The following is a 15,478-nucleotide window of genomic DNA, read 5'->3' as shown; positions in this document are numbered from 1 at the left end:
AATTAATTAAAGCTGATATTTTAATTACTTTATCGATATACATTTCACTTTAATAAAGTTTGAATACCACTGCATCATCTCCCTCCGTCCCTCCAAATACTGTGCATGGTTGTAAGTCCCACGTATCGCGTTCTTATCCACATGTGCTAGCTGCGTTTCTATCCAAGCTGAGTTAAAACCTTCTTCATGGAGGATGGTACTCATCGTGTGGCGGAAACCATGCCCCGTCAGCCTTCCTTTATATCCCAATAACTCAATCACCTGATTAACGCTTTCCTTTGAGATCGGCTTCGTTCGATCATTGCGTCCGACGAATACCAGTGGGTATAGCCCAGTAATAGGCTTAAGTGACTCAAAGAGCTCGACAACCTGATCCGACATCGGAACGATGTGTGGTCGTTTCATCTTCATCACTTCAGCAGGGATCTCCCAAAGCCGCTTTTCAAAATTGATATCCTCCCAGCGGGCAAAACGTAACTCCTGAGTTCGTACCCCTGTAAGCATGATGATTTGAGTCGCAGTCTTGGTAATAACGCTACCGGTGTAACCGGCAAGATCCATAAGAAAGTGAGGAAGCTCTTCGGCAGTCAGGAAAGGAAAATGTGTTTTCTTTGGTGTTGCGAGGGCTGTAGCGAGATCGGGTGCAGGATTGTATTCAGCGCGTCCGGTCACGATTGCATGACGGAATACTTCACCGCAGCGCTGTCTGACTTTGCGCATCTTTTCTAATGCCCCACGCTTTTCCATACGACGAAGGGTTTCCAGCAATTCCATGGGCTTAATTTCAGCTATGGGACGCTTACCGATATAGGGGAAAATATCCTTTTCAAAGGTATCAATAATCTCATCGCGATAACGTAATGACCAACGATCCGCTCTCAGCTGGTGCCATTCACGGGCAATAGCCTCGAAGGTATTTTCGTAGTTTAGTTTTTGAGCGATTTTCTCTGCTTTCTTTAGCTCTCCGGGATCGCTTCCAGCAGATAGTAACTTTTTCGCAGCTTCACGCTTTTCACGGGCTTGAGCGAGAGAAACCTCAGGATAAACGCCGAAAGCAAGGCGCTTTTCTTTACCCGCATAACGATACTTTAAACGCCAATAGCGTGAGCCGTTGGTGGTTACTTCAAGGTAGAGGCCTCCACCATCAGATAGCTTGTACGCCTTCTCTTTGGGCTTGGCTGTGTCGATTTGTCTGACTGTTAGCTTCATTGGGGGCATCTCAAAATGGGGCTATAAATCATGCCCCCCATTATGCCCCCAGAATGCACTTGATTCTGGTAGAGACAGTTGACCTCGGGAGAACATAATTAGCAGTAATTTCGGGTATTATAGGGGATTTACTTGAGACAGTGGAGTTCAGGAGAGGCAAATTGGCGGAAGATCACAGGAGTCGAACCTGCCCGGGATCGCTGGCGACCCCAACTGGATTTGAAGTCCAGCCGCCTCACCGGAGACGACGATCTTCCGAGCCTTCATTGCTACATGGAGGCCGGCGCATTATAGGCGCGTTTCAGGCGCTTACCAATACCCGCTGCGTTCTTTTTTCTCCCCTTACGCGTAAACAAAAATCATCTACCGTGTGAATACAAAAAACTTATCCGTCATTAAAAGTAATTGATTTAAATATCAATGAGTTAAACAGATCACAGAAAACAATTAACATAAATAAATAACCAGAAAACACAATTCCACGCGGCGTCGTGCGGGGCTAAAACACCTTAAGCGAAATTTTACGCTGTGTGATAAGGATGGCCGCCATGAGCGATCAAGTGTTATCGGTTAAAGAGAAGATTGGCTACGGCATGGGAGATGCCGCCAGCCATATCGTATTTGATAACGTCATGCTTTATATGATGTTTTTTTATACCGATATCTTCGGTATTCCCGCCGGCTTTGTCGGCACCATGTTCCTGCTGGCCCGCGCGCTGGATGCTATCTCCGATCCGGCGATGGGCCTGATTGCCGACCGCACCCGCAGCCGCTGGGGCAAGTTTCGTCCGTGGGTGCTGTTCGGCGCGTTGCCTTTCGGCGTGGTGTGCGTGTTCGCTTACAGCTCGCCGGACCTGAGCATGAGCGGAAAAATGATTTACGCCGCCGTCACCTATACGCTGTTGACCCTGATGTATACGGTGGTCAACATCCCGTATTGCGCGCTGGGCGGCGTTATCACCAGCGACCCGGAGCAGCGCATCTCCCTGCAATCCTGGCGCTTCGTGCTGGCGACCCTCGGCGGCATGCTCTCCACGGTGTTGATGATGCCGCTGGTGCAGTTGATTGGTGGGGACGATAAGGCGTTTGGGTTCCAGGGCGGTATCGCCGTGCTGGCGGTGGTCGCTTTCCTGATGCTGGCGTTCTGTTTCTTTACCACCAAAGAGCGCGTCGAAGCGCCGCCCAGCACCTCCACCATGCGCGAAGATTTGCGCGATATCCTGCAAAACGACCAGTGGCGCGTCGTCGGGCTGCTCACCATCCTCAACATCCTGGCGGTGTGCGTGCGCGGCGGGGCGATGATGTATTACGTCACCTGGATTATGGGCGATGCGGCGCTGTTCTCCTGGTTCCTCGGGCTTTACTGCGTCGGCAACCTGATTGGCAGCGCCCTCGCTAAACCCCTCACCGACTGGAAATGCAAAGTCAGCGTGTTCTGGTGGACCAACGCCGCGCTGGCGGTGCTGAGCGTCGCGATGTTCTTTGTGCCGCTGGGATCCACCGTGCTGATGTTCGTATTTATCTTTGCCATTGGTGTGCTGCACCAGCTCGTCACGCCGATCCAGTGGGTGATGATGTCCGATACCGTCGACTACGGCGAATGGCGCAACGGTAAACGCCTTACCGGCATCAGCTTTGCGGGCACGCTGTTTGTGCTGAAGCTGGGCCTGGCGCTGGGCGGCGCGCTGATCGGCTGGATGTTGGCAGGCGGAGGTTATGACGCCTCCGCGTACGCACAAAATAGCACCACCCTCACGATTATTATCGCGCTGTTCACTCTGGTGCCGGGCATCTGCTACGTGCTGAGCGCCATCATCGCCAAACGCTTCTACACCCTGAAAACGCCGCTGCTACGCAACATCCTTAACGAGCTGGGTCAGAGCGCGCGCAGCCATCAGCAGGAATTTGAAAAGTCACCGGTCAGTAAAGACCTGAACCATTCAGAGGGATAACAGATGAAAATCAGCGATGGAAACTGGCTGATCCAGCCGGGCTTGACGTTAACTCACCCGCTTCAGGTGTTTGACGTTGAGCAGCATGGCAACGAGATGGTGGTGTATGCCGCGCCGCGCGACGTGCGCGAGCGCACCTGGCAGCTCGACACGCCGTTATTCACGCTGCGTTTTTTCTCGCCGCAGCAGGGCATTATCGGCGTGCGCATCGAGCATTTTCAGGGCGCGGTAAATAACGGCCCGCACTATCCGCTTAACGTGCTGGGTAATGTGCAGGTTGAGATGCGCAATACGCCGGAATTCGCCGAACTGAAAAGCGGCAACCTGAGCGTGCGGGTCACTAAAGGTGAAAACTGGGCGCTCGATTTCCTGCGCGACGGTGTGCGCATCACCGGCAGCCAGGCGAAAAACAATGGCTATGTGCAGGACGGCAATGCCTCGTGCCAGTATATGTTCGAGCGGCTGGATCTCAGCGTGGGTGAAACCGTATACGGCCTGGGCGAGCGCTTTACCGCGCTGGTGCGCAACGGGCAGGCGGTGGAAACCTGGAACCGGGACGGCGGCACCAGCACCGAGCAGGCGTACAAAAATATCCCGTTTTATCTGACCAATCGCGGCTACGGCGTGTTGGTGAATCATCCGGAATGCGTGTCGTTTGAAATCGGCTCTGAGAAAGTCTCGAAAGTGCAGTTCAGCGTGGAGGGGGAGTATCTCGAATATTTTGTGATCGACGGACCGACGCCGAAAGCGGTGCTCGACCGCTATACCCGCCTGACGGGCCGCCCGGCGCTGCCGCCTGCCTGGTCGTTCGGGCTGTGGCTCACCACCTCGTTTACCACCAATTACGACGAAGCCACCGTGAACCGTTTTATCGACGGTATGGCCGAGCGCAGGCTGCCGCTGCACGTGTTCCATTTTGACTGCTTCTGGATGAAGGCGTTCCAGTGGTGCGATTTTGAATGGGACCCGGCGACGTTCCCGGATCCGGTAGGCATGTTGCAGCGCCTGAAAGCCCGCGGCCTGAAAATCTGCGTGTGGATTAACCCCTATATCGGCCAAAAATCGCCGCTGTTTCGTGAAGGGATGGAAAAGGGCTATCTGCTGAAGCGTCCGAACGGCGCGGTGTGGCAGTGGGATAAATGGCAGCCCGGCCTGGCGATTGTCGATTTCACCAACCCGGCGGCGAGCGCGTGGTATGCAAACCATCTGAAACGGCTGGTGAAGATGGGCGTGGACTGCTTCAAAACCGACTTCGGCGAACGCATTCCTACCGATGTGGTGTGGCATGACGGCTCCGATCCGCAGAAAATGCATAATCATTACGCCTTTATTTACAACGAGTTGGTGTGGGAGGTGCTGAAACAGACCGTCGGTGAAGAGGAGGCGGTGCTGTTTGCCCGCTCGGCGTCCGTGGGTGCGCAACAGTTCCCGGTCCACTGGGGCGGTGATTGCTATGCCAACTATGAATCTATGGCGGAGAGCCTGCGCGGCGGGCTGTCTATCGGGCTGTCCGGCTTTGGGTTCTGGAGCCATGATATCGGCGGGTTTGAGAACACCGCGCCTGCGCACGTCTACAAACGCTGGTGCGCCTTTGGGCTGCTCTCCAGCCATAGCCGCCTGCACGGCAGCAAGTCGTACCGGGTGCCGTGGGCGTATGATGACGAAGCCTGCGACGTGGTGCGCCACTTCACCGAGCTGAAATGTCGCTTAATGCCCTATTTATATCGCCAGGCGGTCACGGCGAATGCCAGCGGTACGCCGGTAATGCGCGCCATGATGCTCGAATTCCCGGACGATCCGGCCTGCGATTACCTCGATCGCCAGTATATGCTGGGCGATTCGCTGCTGGTGGCCCCGGTGTTCAGCGAGGCGGGCGATGTGGCGTTCTGGCTACCGGAAGGCCGCTGGACGCATCTGTGGCATAACGACGAACAGTCAGGCAGCCGCTGGCTGAAACAGCGTCACGACTTCCTGAGCCTGCCGGTGTACGTGCGCGACAACACGCTGCTCGCCCTCGGCAACAATGACCAGAAGCCCGATTACCCCTGGCATAACGGGACTGCGTTCCAGCTGTTCAATCTCGACGATGGCCGGGAAGCGCAGTGCGACGTGCCGATGGCGAACGGCTGCGTAGCCTTTACCCTGCACGTAAAACGCGAGGGCAATAAGCTGATGGTGCATGGTGAGGGCACCGCCACTAACTGGACGCTGTGCCTGCGCAATATTCACCAGCTTAAAGAGGTCGCGAACGCCAGTTCGTGTCCCGGTGAATTGGGCATTGTTATCACCCCGATTAGCGGCGAACTGTCGTTTAGCGTCACACTGTAAATCTTCTTCACCGCCGCCTTCGGGCGGCGTTCTGTTATCTTCGGTTTGCCACTCGCCATGCCACATCACGCATCAGATCCCGGGCGCTCTGGCTGATGCCACCAAGCTGAAAGAAACCGTGGATCACGCCAAGCCAGCGCTGGCAGGAGCAACTTACGCCTTGCTCCGTCAGACGTGCAAAAAGCGCTTCACCTTCATCGCATAGCGGATCGAATTCTGCGGTGACGATATGTACGGGCGGCAAACCGGCAAAATCGTCGCGCCATAGCGGGCTGGCTTCAGGATGGAGGCGATTGCAGGTGGTCAGACAGGCATCATAGCCAGTCAAAAGCATCTCGCGAGTAATGACATAATCCAGTCCGTTGCGGGTATAACTTTCGAAGTGCGCCGTCGCGTCCAGCATGGGATAGATCAGCAATAGCTGCGATGGCTGCCAATTGCTACTGGCTTTAAGGCGCAGCGCGGTGACCAGCGCGAGATGTCCGCCTGCGCTGTCGCCCGCAAGGGTGATGCGGGCGGCATTAATTTCCAGCGTATCGGCATGCTGAGCAATTAACCGCGCGGCGCGTTCCGCGTCATCATGCGCCGCCGGGTATACATGTTCAGGTGCGAGACGATAGCGTACGGCGATAATTCGGCAGCCGCTATAAAACGCCAGTTGGCGCAGTTGATTATCGTGAGTGTCAAACCCGCCGCTGACAAAGCACCCACCATGGTAATAAATCACTGCCGGTAAATTACCGCTGCTGCTGAGCGGCGACACCACTCGCAACTGCATGCCTTCGAGCGTGATGTCTTTTACATCGACGCGCTGCTCGGTCTCGCCGGCAAGCACGGTGCTGGCGATGTATTCTGCGCGCCGTTCAGCAATGGTTTTATCCCGCACCGAGGGCCTTCCGGCAGCAATAAATTCATCGACCAGTGTTGAGATTCCCGTTTCTAACGCCATTTTTCACTCTGCTCATCTGTATGGATATACAGCAATCTAGCCTGGCAAAACAGCGGATAACAAGTCCGGTTTGCTAAAAAAACAGCTTCTGGAAAGCATCTCGCAAAACGTCGCGAGCTTTCTCATGAAACGTTATTGCATGAAGCAATTGAGCAATACCTTGATCAACAAACTAATGAGGCGATATCTCACGCTAAGGGATTATGGGGGAAAGGCGTTGAGGACGGTCTTGCATATGAACGCAAATGGCGTGAAGAATGGTAATAACTGACAATGTGCTAAAAAAAGCAATTAACTGAATATTGTTCGGTAAACGCTGCAAGCCTGGCGAAGTTGTCATCTAAATTAATCCCCGCCCTCAACCGAAGACGGGAATCAACTTAGCAGGAGAATTACTCCCCTTCACCCGGGAACAGGAACGGGTTGATGGAGCTACGGGCAAAGCCTTCTTGCTCCATACGCGCGTCCAGCACCAGCGAGGCCAGGTCGTCCGCCACGGCGTCGACTTTCGGGTCTTTTTCCTGATACAGGATCTTCAGGTAAGTGCCGCAGTCACCGCAGCTTTCCGCTTTAATCGCTGCCTGCTCGCTGTCGAGCGACCAGTAATGCAGGTCGCGGGTTTGCTCGCAGTTGCTGCATTTGACGCGCACCACGTGCCATTCGGTTTCGCACAGGTTGCAGTGCAAATAGCGCAGGCCGTTGGTGGTGCCAATTTGCACGATGCTGGAAACCGGCATCGAACCACATACCGGGCAGAACTGGCGCTGTTCGCCGTATTCCGCACGCGCTTTGCCGGGGATCAGGCTGGCCATTTGCGCCCAGTAGAGCGACAGCGCCGCCCAGATAAACGGGGCTTTATCGCTGCTGACGGTGCCGAAATCAGCCGCAAACAGCGCGCTCGCCATCTCTTCCAGTTCCGGGCCGGAGGCCTTTTCCAGATTTTCGATGACGGCCAGCGCCGTGCCGCTCATTTCTGGCTTCAGCTCGGCAATCATCGAGTGCAGCAGCTTCTGCCAGTGGGCGTCGCGCGGCAGGATATGGATATCCAGCGGCGGTTTACCCTGCGCGGCGGCTTCTTTAATGCGCGCCGTTAAGTCCATCTCCAGCGGGTGGTCGTACAGCACCACTTCCTGGGCGTGGGCGATCAGCGCGGCAAAGCGCAGATAGTCGCCCAGCGGGTTGCTTTCAGCCAGCTCGCGCAGACGCTCTGCGCGACGGTTATAGAGGTTTTTCAGCCTGGGGAACAATAACGGCGGAATCATATCCGCCGTATGTTTTTCGCCCTTCTCCAGCTGATCTTGCGGGATGATGCGAATACTCATTCAGTCGATTTATCCTGTTTTTCGCGCACTTCGCGATACCAGCGCGGGTGATGTTTCTTCGCCCATGCGGAGGTGACCCAGCCTTCGACCATTGCGGTAATGGTGCCTTTCACCCACAGAGCGGCGTAAATATGCACCATAATAACCACAATCAGGGCGACCGCGGCAAACGAATGTACCATTAGCGCCACGCGGATCACCGGAATCGAGAAGACGGGAGCGAAATACGGGCGCCAGATGATGACGCCGCTCACCAACAGCAACACCAGGAAGATAATCGCCGCCCAGAAAACGCACTTCTGGCCGAAGTTATACCGTCCGGTGTCACCTACTTCGTCGTTAACGATGATCTTACGAATATTCTTCGCCCAAAAGATATCCTCACGATTGATTAGATTGTGGTGCCAATATCTAAAAAACATGATGATAAACGACGCAAACATCACCACCCCGACAAACGGGTGGACGATACGCGCCAGCTGTGGCGTCCCCATGATGTGCATCAGCCAGTTGAAGGAGGGGAACAGGAACCCCAGCCCGCTCACCGCCGCCAGGATGAAGCAGAAGGCGGTGACCCAGTGGTTGATGCGCTCGGGCGCGGTGTAGCGCACGATGGTGTTACGTTTCCTCATTTGCGCCCCTCCTCACGATCGTCACGAGTCTGGTCTTTCTCCTCGTGAAGATTGTCTTCTTCATCATCCGCCCGGTTCGGGCCGACGCCGACATAGTGGAACACGCTGGCGGCAAAGGTCGCGGCAAAGCCAATCGCGGCCAGCGGCTTCCAGACGCCTTTCCAGAATTTAACGGTGTCGCTGATTTCCGGGTTCTCCGGCAGCCCGTGATACAGATTCGGGTTATCGGCGTGATGCAACACGTACATCACGTGCGTCCCGCCTACGCCCGCCGGATCGTACAGGCCCGCTTTGTCGTAACCACGGGTTTGCAGTTCCGCCACGCGCTCGCTGGCCAGCTCTTTCATGTCCTCTTTCGAGCCGAAATGAATCGCCCCGGTCGGACAGGTTTTCACACACGCCGGTTCCTGGCCCACGGTGACGCGGTCTACGCACAGGGTGCATTTGTAGACGCGGTTGTCTTCCGGGTTCAGGCGCGGCACGTCGAACGGACAGCCGGCGATGCAGTAGCCGCAGCCGATGCACTGCTCGGACTGGAAATCGACGATGCCGTTAGCGTACTGAATGATTGCCCCTTCCGCCGGGCAGGCCTTCAGACAGCCCGGGTCGGCGCAGTGCATACAGCCGTCCTTGCGGATCAGCCACTCCAGTTTGTCGTTCTGCTCCACTTCCGAGAAGCGCATCACCGTCCAGGATTTCGCAGTGAGATCCGCCGGGTTGTCATACACCCCGACGTTGTGACCCACTTCGTCACGCAGGTCATTCCACTCGGAACAGGCCACCTGACAGGCTTTGCAGCCGATACAGGTGGTCACATCGATAAGTTTCGCCACCTCTTGCTGGTGTTCCCGCGCGTGGGGCGCGGGAGTGAAACCGTTAGTCGCGGAACGACGGATAATGTCTTGCGATTGATAAGCCATAAGTCGTCTCCGTTACACCTTTTCCACGTTCACCAGGAACGCCTTAAATTCCGGCGTTTGGGTATTGGCGTCGCCGACGAACGGCGTCAACGTGTTCGCGATAAAGCCTTTTTTCGCCACGCCCTCGTAGCCCCAGTGAATCGGAATGCCGATGGTATCGACGTCCTGATTGTTCACTTTCAGGGTGCGAATACGCTTGGTCACCACCGCCTTAGCTTTGATATAGCCGCGGTTGGAGGAGACTTTCACGGTATCGCCCTGGACGATGCCCAGCTTGTTAGCCAGCTTCTCGCCGATTTCCACAAACTGCTCCGGCTGCGCGATGCTGTTGAGCAGCGCGTGCTTGGTCCAGTAGTGGAAGTGCTCCGTCAGACGATAGGTGGTCCCGACGTACGGGAACTTATCGGCTTTACCCATCGCTTCCAGGTCATGTTTAAAGACGCGGGCGGCAGGGTTGGAGACCACATTCGGGTGAAGCGGGTTAGTGCCGAGCGGCGTTTCAAACGGCTCGTAGTGTTCCGGGAACGGACCTTCGGCCATCTTATCGATAGCGAACAGACGCCCCATGCCTTCCGGCTGCATAATGAACGGCCCGACATCGCTGCCAGGTGCCGCGGCGCTGTAGTCCGGAATATCCGCACCGCCCCATTTCGCACCGTCCCAGCGCAGAAGCTGGCGTTTGGGATCCCAGGGTTGGCCCTGCGGATCGGCGGAGGCGCGGTTATACAGGATGCGGCGGTTTAGCGGCCATGCCCATGCCCAGCCCAGCGTGTTGCCAAGACCAGATGGGTCAGAGTTATCGCGGCGCGCCATCATGTTGCCTTCCGGCGTCCAGCTACCGGCGAAAATCCAGCATCCGCTGGAGGTGGTGCCGTCATCGCGCAGTTGCGCGAAGCTGCTGATCTGCTGGCCTTTCTTGACGATCACCGCGCCGGTCGCCGGATCGGTGATATCCGCCAGCGCTTTACCGTTGCTTTCCATCGCCACTTCTTCCGGGGCCGGGTTATGCGGCGTCAGGAAGTTCCAGGTCATGTTCAGCACCTGTTCCGGGCACGCGCCACCTTCTTCGGCGTACATTTTGCGCAGGCGCAGGAAGATACCCGCCAGGATCTCGCCGTCGTTCAGTGCGATGCCCGGTGCGTCCTGGCCTTTCCAGTGCCATTGCAGCCAGCGGCCGGAGTTAACGATAGATCCGTTCTCTTCGGCGAAGCACGTAGACGGCAGACGGAATACTTCGGTCTGAATCGCCGCCGAATCCACGTCGTTCTGCTCACCGTGGTTTTGCCAGAAGGTGGAGGTTTCCGTGTTCAGCGGATCGATGGTCACCAGGAACTTCAGTTTCGACAGCGCTGCCACAACCTTGTTCTTATTCGGGAACGAGGCCACCGGGTTAAAGCCCTGGCAGAAGTAACCGTTCACTTTGCCCTGGTGCATCATGTCGAAATACTGCAGCACGTCGTAGCCTTTGTCCCACTTCGGCAGCCACTCGTAACCCCAGCTGTTCTCCGCCGTCGCTTTGTCGCCATAGAAGGCTTTCATCAGCGAGACGAAGAATTTCGGGTAGTTGCCCCAGTAGTTAACCTGGCCTTCCAGCAGCGGTTTCGGCGTATTGGCGGCGAGATAGGTCTGGATATCCGGCTGGTTCTCGTTCGGCAGCGACATATAGCCGGTCAGGCTCTGGGACAGCAGGCCGAGGTCGGTCAGACCCTGGATATTGGAGTGACCGCGCAGGGCGTTAACGCCGCCGCCTGCCATACCCATGTTGCCGAGCAGCAGCTGGATCATCGCCATGGTGCGGATGTTCTGCGCGCCCACAGAGTGCTGCGTCCAGCCCAGCGCGTACAGGAATGACGCGGTTTTGTCGTGAACGCTGGTTTCTGCGATGTATTCGCACACCTTGAGGAAATCCGCCTTCGGCGTACCGCAGATGTTTTCAACCACATCCGGCGTGTAGCGGGAAACGTGCGTTTTCAGCAGATTCCACACGCAGCGCGGATGGCTCAGCGTGGTATCGCGTTTTGCGAAGCCGTTCTCATCCAGCTCGTAGTTCCAGGAAGTTTTGTCGTACTTGCGTTTTTCGGCGTCATAGCCGGTAAACAGGCCGTCGTCGAAGCCGTAATCTTCACGCACGATCAGGCTGGCGTTGGTGTACGCCTCAACGTATTCACGGTTGAATTTGTTATTGGTTAACAGGTACAGCAATACGCCTGACAGGAAAGCAATGTCAGTCCCGGAGCGGATCGGGGTATAGAAATCGGCCACCGATGCAGTACGCGTAAAGCGTGGGTCAATAACAATCAGCTTCGCGCCATTGTGGATTTTGGCTTCCATCGCCCAGCGGAATCCCACCGGATGCGCTTCTGCCGCGTTCCCACCCATCACGACGATGAGGTTGGCGTTCTTCATATCTACCCAGTGGTTGGTCATCGCACCGCGACCAAATGTTGGAGCAAGACTTGCTACCGTTGGTCCGTGTCAGACACGCGCCTGGTTATCCACGGCTAACATGCCGAGGGCGCGGGAAAATTTCTGGGTTAAATAGCCGGTTTCGTTACTGGAGGCGGATGCGCACAGCATACCGGTGGTGAGCCAGCGGTTTACCGTCACACCTTTGTCATTTTGCGCCACAAAGTTGGCGTCGCGGTCCTGCTTGATCAGCTTAGCGATGCGGTCAAATGCCTCATCCCAGCTGATATCCTGCCATTTATCAGAGCCTGGCGCGCGGTACTGCGGGGCTTTGAGACGGCTTTCTGAGTGAATAAAATCAACTAAACCTGCGCCTTTCGGGCACAGTGCGCCACGGTTGACCGGGTGGTCCGAGTCGCCTTCAATGTGAAAGATGGATTCTTTCGCGTTTTTTGCGCCGTCGCCGAGGCTGTACATCAACAGCCCACAACCAACGGAGCAGTATGTACAGGTGTTACGGGTTTCGCGGCTGCGCAGCAATTTATATTGCCGTGTTTCCGCAAGCGCGACGCTGGGGGCAAAGCCCAGCGCTGCTGCCGTGGTGCCTGCCATACCGCCAGCGCAGATCTTAAAGAACTGCCTTCTGCTGACCTGCATGGATCGCTCCTTGTTTTGACATTGTCACTTCCCCGCCGTTTTTCGCTATCCTGCGCACGAAATTCATTGGGTCTTTGTTTTTATTTTGCGGTTGTATCCGCAAAGGTTCAGAATTGCTGGATTAACCCTCCTGCAAGGAGGGAAAGTCCCCCCAGAATACCACAATAGTGTTAAGGCTGTTCCAATACGGTTAACAAAAAGTGAATAACAATCCTCTTGATAGTGTTGAAAATGTGACCGGGTTCACCGGCGTGCGCGAGTGTGAATTGTGGAAGCACGATGATTTAGCTCACCCGAAAAGCGACTGGCTGGCGGAAGAGGTTCCCGTTGCGCTGGTTTACAACGGCATTTCCCATGTGGTGATGATGGCGACGCCGAAAGATCTTGAGCTTTTTGCGCTGGGCTTTTCACTATCGGAAGGCATTATTGACTCCCCCCAGGATATTTTCGGGATGGATATTGTTAACAGCTGCAACGGTATCGAAGTGCAAATCGAGCTGTCCAGCCGCCGCTTTATGGGGCTGAAAGCGCGCCGCCGCGCGCTGGCGGGCCGCACCGGCTGCGGCGTTTGCGGCGTCGAGCAGCTTAACGATATCGGCAGGCCGGTTGCGCCGCTGCCATTTACCCAGACCTTTAACCTCCATAACCTCGACAGCGTGGTCAGCCAGCTGCGCGGCGTGCAGCCCATCGGGCAGATCACCGGCTGCACCCATGCAGCGGCGTGGTTAAACCCACAGGGCGATATGCTCGGCGGGCACGAAGATATTGGCCGTCATGTGGCGCTGGATAAACTGATGGGCCGCCGGGCGCGCGAAGGCTGGTGCGATGGCGCGGTGCTGGTTTCCAGCCGCGCCAGCTATGAGATGGTGCAGAAATCGGCGCTGTGCGGCGTCGAGATTTTGATTGCGGTGTCTGCCGCAACCACGCTGGCGGTAGAGGTGGCGCAGCGCTGCAATCTGACGCTGGTGGGCTTCGCCAAACAGGGTCGGGCCACGGTTTATACCCATCCGCAGCGTATCTTTTCGTGATTCGTATAAGCCGCCTGAGGGCGGCTTATTTCGGTCTACGCCTTATGGAAAAGCCCCTAAAAGTAATTCAATTTATTTGAATGATATTCGCAAAATGTTCCGCTTTTTAATTCCCTCCTTCAGCTCTATCATTTATCACATCAAGGCAAAACGCCTTACTTAACCAAACAACCTGAAGGAATTATCTTATGAAAAACATCAAAACTTTTGTTGCTGCTATCGCTCTGGCTACTTCTTTTGGCGCCTTTGCTGCACAGACCGTGACCGCAACCGGCACCACCATGGATAGCGCAGAAGCAAAAATTGCCGCTCAGGCTCAGGAAGCGGGCGCATCGTATAAAATCACCGAAGCGTTTACCGGCAACCAGGTCCATATGACTGCCGTACTGACTAAGTAAGCGATTGATACTGTCGAAAGAGCGCCTGAGGGCGCTTTTTTAGTTAATGCCCGCCAGGCGCAGCAGCGCCGTGATCGCCGCCGCCGCGATAATCACCACGATTAACGGCATTTTGCGCCAGGCGAGGAACACCGCAAACGCCACGCCCAGCACCCGCGCCATCCCGGCAAAGTGTTCGCCCTCATAAAACGTGGTTGCCAGTGCGACTGAAAACAGCAGCACCGTTGCCGCGTCGGAAAGCAGCGCCTGGGCGCGTTCCGACAGCGCCAGCCGGCTGCCGAGCTTCGCCCCGCCGAGGCGCATCAGATAAGTACCTGCCGATAGCACTGCAATCCCGACGATAAACAGCGACATTTTTTCCATTATTTCTTCCTCGTCAGTAAGCCAAACAGCGACAGTAAAACCGGCAGCCCGACGGGGGCGAAAGGCACGGCGGCAAGGGAAATCGCCGCGCCGCTACAGGCGCGGATCAGGGTGGTGCGATTCTTAAAGGCCGGAACCACCAGAGCCAGCAGGATGGCGGGGAAGACCGCGTCCAGGCCGATGGTTTCCGGCGCGGGCAACAGTTTGCCGACGCCCGCGCCGAGCAGCGCGCCCAGCGGCCAGATAATCGCCACGCCGAGGCCGCACAGCCAGTAGGCGGCTTTGCGCTGTTCCGGGGTCGGCTGCGACAGGCCAAACACCACGCTTTCATCATTCATGATATGGCAGCCCAGATAACTGGCGGCGCGTTTACCCACCAGATCGCGCACCGTTACGCCGAACGGAATATGCCGCGCGTTAACCAGCAATCCTGCCGCTGCCGCGGCCAGTGGGTTACCGCCGCTGGCGACAATGCCGATAAACAGGAATTCCGACGCGCCTGCCAGTACCGATACCGATAGCACAAACGGCACCCAAATCGGGAAGCCATACGCCATCGCCAGCGAGCCGTAGGACATGCCCACGACGCCGACGGCCAGACAAACCAGTAGGATCGCTTTGATGGTGTCGCCTTTGAGGGAAGAGAAGGGATGTTTCATACACTTTTAGCCATATCGAACGTTTATCCATTATAATGAACGCATCCGAATAGTTAATCAAGATGAACGATTCGTTCGTTTTATCGAACAAGAGGCCGTTTTATGACGCAGCCAATCAGCGTTATCGCCAAAAGCCTGGTGCGGGAACGCCTGCGTACCGGGCTGTCGCTGGCGGAAATCGCCCGCCGCGCCGGGATCGCTAAATCCACCCTGTCCCAGCTGGAGTCTGGCAACGGCAACCCTAGCCTGGAAACCCTGTGGTCGCTGTGCGTGGCGCTGGATATTCCGTTTGCCCGCCTGCTGGAGCCGCAGTTGCCTACCACGCAGGTGATCCGCCGTGGCGAGGGGATGAAAGTCATCGCCGGAGAGGCCAACTATCAGGCGATCTTGCTGGCCGCTTGTCCGCCGGGGGCGCGGCGCGACGTGTATTTACTGCTGACGCAGCCGGGAGCCGATCGTATTTCCCAGCCGCATCCGCCGGGGTCGGTTGAGCATATTATCGTGACGAAGGGGCGCGCGATGGTGGGGCTGACGGAAGCGCCGGAGGAGTTAGGCGAGGGGGATTACATCTGCTATCCCGCCGATCGCCAGCACATCTTTAAGGCGCTGGAGCCGGATACCCAGGCTCTGCTGGTAGCGGAACAGAATTAAAAAA

General features: G+C 56.3%; 13 protein-coding genes and 1 tRNA gene. 5 read left to right on the top strand and 9 right to left on the bottom strand.

All coding sequences use genetic code 11. From position 1 onward, the window contains the following. Nucleotides 1–24 precede the first annotated feature (24 nt). Entirely contained in the window at nt 25–1,209 is a 1,185-nt protein-coding gene (locus FND52_RS16405) for a tyrosine-type recombinase/integrase (protein WP_105739609.1), read from the bottom strand. A 162-nt stretch (nt 1,210–1,371) separates the two neighbouring features. Beyond that, nucleotides 1,372–1,466: transfer RNA gene (locus tag FND52_RS16400), tRNA-Sec, on the bottom strand. A gap of 291 nt (nt 1,467–1,757) precedes the next feature. Between FND52_RS16400 and FND52_RS16395 the strand changes: the two genes are divergently transcribed. Beyond that, a complete protein-coding gene (locus tag FND52_RS16395) occupies nt 1,758–3,161 on the top strand; it encodes a glycoside-pentoside-hexuronide family transporter (RefSeq protein WP_144131921.1) in 1,404 nt (467 codons plus the stop codon). Nucleotides 3,162–3,164: 3 nt separating this feature from the next. After that, entirely contained in the window at nt 3,165–5,489 is a 2,325-nt protein-coding gene (yicI, locus tag FND52_RS16390) for an alpha-xylosidase (protein WP_144131919.1), read from the top strand. Nucleotides 5,490–5,523: 34 nt separating this feature from the next. On the opposite strand, the gene FND52_RS16385 is transcribed toward yicI, so the two are convergent. The 5 genes from FND52_RS16385 to fdnG all read right to left on the bottom strand — a co-directional run bounded on the left by FND52_RS16385 (nt 5,524) and on the right by fdnG (nt 12,375). Then, complete coding sequence (locus FND52_RS16385) at nt 5,524–6,438, bottom strand: alpha/beta hydrolase (RefSeq protein WP_144131917.1); 915 nt, start codon at nt 6,436–6,438, stop codon at nt 5,524–5,526. Between the two features lie 392 nt (nt 6,439–6,830). After that, entirely contained in the window at nt 6,831–7,760 is a 930-nt protein-coding gene (gene fdhE, locus FND52_RS16380) for a formate dehydrogenase accessory protein FdhE (RefSeq protein WP_144131914.1), read from the bottom strand. After that, nucleotides 7,757–8,392 (bottom strand): formate dehydrogenase cytochrome b556 subunit, encoded by a 636-nt coding sequence (fdoI, locus tag FND52_RS16375; protein ID WP_002435439.1) that lies wholly within the window; start codon nt 8,390–8,392, stop codon nt 7,757–7,759. The genes fdhE and fdoI overlap by 4 nt, the downstream gene beginning before the upstream one ends. After that, nucleotides 8,389–9,312, bottom strand: coding sequence for a formate dehydrogenase subunit beta (gene fdxH, locus FND52_RS16370; protein WP_125292846.1), 924 nt, complete (start codon nt 9,310–9,312; stop codon nt 8,389–8,391). Before fdxH ends, fdoI begins: the two co-directional genes overlap by 4 nt. 12 nt (nt 9,313–9,324) lie before the next feature. Next, nucleotides 9,325–12,375: a formate dehydrogenase-N subunit alpha gene (gene fdnG / locus FND52_RS16365; RefSeq protein WP_125317938.1), complete on the bottom strand. Its 3,051-nt coding sequence runs from the start codon at nt 12,373–12,375 to the stop codon at nt 9,325–9,327. Nucleotides 12,376–12,575: 200 nt separating this feature from the next. On the opposite strand from fdnG, the gene fdhD reads away from it, so the two are divergent. Both fdhD and FND52_RS16355 read left to right on the top strand, forming a co-directional pair. Continuing rightward, entirely contained in the window at nt 12,576–13,403 is an 828-nt protein-coding gene (fdhD, locus tag FND52_RS16360) for a formate dehydrogenase accessory sulfurtransferase FdhD (protein ID WP_144131912.1), read from the top strand. 188 nt (nt 13,404–13,591) lie between these two features. Next, entirely contained in the window at nt 13,592–13,801 is a 210-nt protein-coding gene (locus FND52_RS16355) for a YdgH/BhsA/McbA family protein (protein WP_002435430.1), read from the top strand. A gap of 39 nt (nt 13,802–13,840) precedes the next feature. Here FND52_RS16355 and FND52_RS16350 read toward each other — a convergent pair whose 3' ends face one another. Together FND52_RS16350 and FND52_RS16345 are read right to left on the bottom strand one after the other, a co-directional pair. Beyond that, the gene (locus FND52_RS16350; protein ID WP_144131910.1) at nt 13,841–14,164 is read right to left on the bottom strand and encodes an AzlD domain-containing protein; all 324 of its coding nucleotides are present in this window, start codon (nt 14,162–14,164) and stop codon (nt 13,841–13,843) included. Then, nucleotides 14,164–14,823 carry an AzlC family ABC transporter permease gene (locus FND52_RS16345; RefSeq protein WP_144131908.1) on the bottom strand — a complete coding sequence of 220 codons (660 nt, stop codon included), beginning with the start codon at nt 14,821–14,823 and terminating at the stop codon, nt 14,164–14,166. Before FND52_RS16345 ends, FND52_RS16350 begins: the two co-directional genes overlap by 1 nt. Before the next feature lie 102 nt (nt 14,824–14,925). Here FND52_RS16345 and FND52_RS16340 point away from each other — a divergent pair, with 102 nt between their 5' ends. Beyond that, entirely contained in the window at nt 14,926–15,474 is a 549-nt protein-coding gene (locus FND52_RS16340; RefSeq protein WP_125292839.1) for a helix-turn-helix domain-containing protein, read from the top strand. Nucleotides 15,475–15,478: the final 4 nt, after the last annotated feature.

It is taken from the genome of Atlantibacter subterraneus (assembly GCF_007570865.1).
Lineage (GTDB): Bacteria > Pseudomonadota > Gammaproteobacteria > Enterobacterales > Enterobacteriaceae > Atlantibacter > Atlantibacter subterraneus.
This window is presented reverse-complemented; position numbering and strand designations above follow the sequence as displayed.

What these genes read in the sequence shown, in the direction of transcription:
- FND52_RS16405 (WP_105739609.1), bottom strand. Translation starts at nt 1,209, where the DNA reads ATGAAGCTAACAGTCAGACAAATCGACACAGCCAAGCCCAAAGAGAAG.
- FND52_RS16395 (WP_144131921.1), top strand. Translation starts at nt 1,758, where the DNA reads ATGAGCGATCAAGTGTTATCGGTTAAAGAGAAGATTGGCTACGGCATG.
- yicI (WP_144131919.1), top strand. Translation starts at nt 3,165, where the DNA reads ATGAAAATCAGCGATGGAAACTGGCTGATCCAGCCGGGCTTGACGTTA.
- FND52_RS16385 (WP_144131917.1), bottom strand. Translation starts at nt 6,438, where the DNA reads ATGGCGTTAGAAACGGGAATCTCAACACTGGTCGATGAATTTATTGCT.
- fdhE (WP_144131914.1), bottom strand. Translation starts at nt 7,760, where the DNA reads ATGAGTATTCGCATCATCCCGCAAGATCAGCTGGAGAAGGGCGAAAAA.
- fdoI (WP_002435439.1), bottom strand. Translation starts at nt 8,392, where the DNA reads ATGAGGAAACGTAACACCATCGTGCGCTACACCGCGCCCGAGCGCATC.
- fdxH (WP_125292846.1), bottom strand. Translation starts at nt 9,312, where the DNA reads ATGGCTTATCAATCGCAAGACATTATCCGTCGTTCCGCGACTAACGGT.
- FND52_RS16355 (WP_002435430.1), top strand. Translation starts at nt 13,592, where the DNA reads ATGAAAAACATCAAAACTTTTGTTGCTGCTATCGCTCTGGCTACTTCT.
- FND52_RS16350 (WP_144131910.1), bottom strand. Translation starts at nt 14,164, where the DNA reads ATGGAAAAAATGTCGCTGTTTATCGTCGGGATTGCAGTGCTATCGGCA.
- FND52_RS16345 (WP_144131908.1), bottom strand. Translation starts at nt 14,823, where the DNA reads ATGAAACATCCCTTCTCTTCCCTCAAAGGCGACACCATCAAAGCGATC.
- FND52_RS16340 (WP_125292839.1), top strand. Translation starts at nt 14,926, where the DNA reads ATGACGCAGCCAATCAGCGTTATCGCCAAAAGCCTGGTGCGGGAACGC.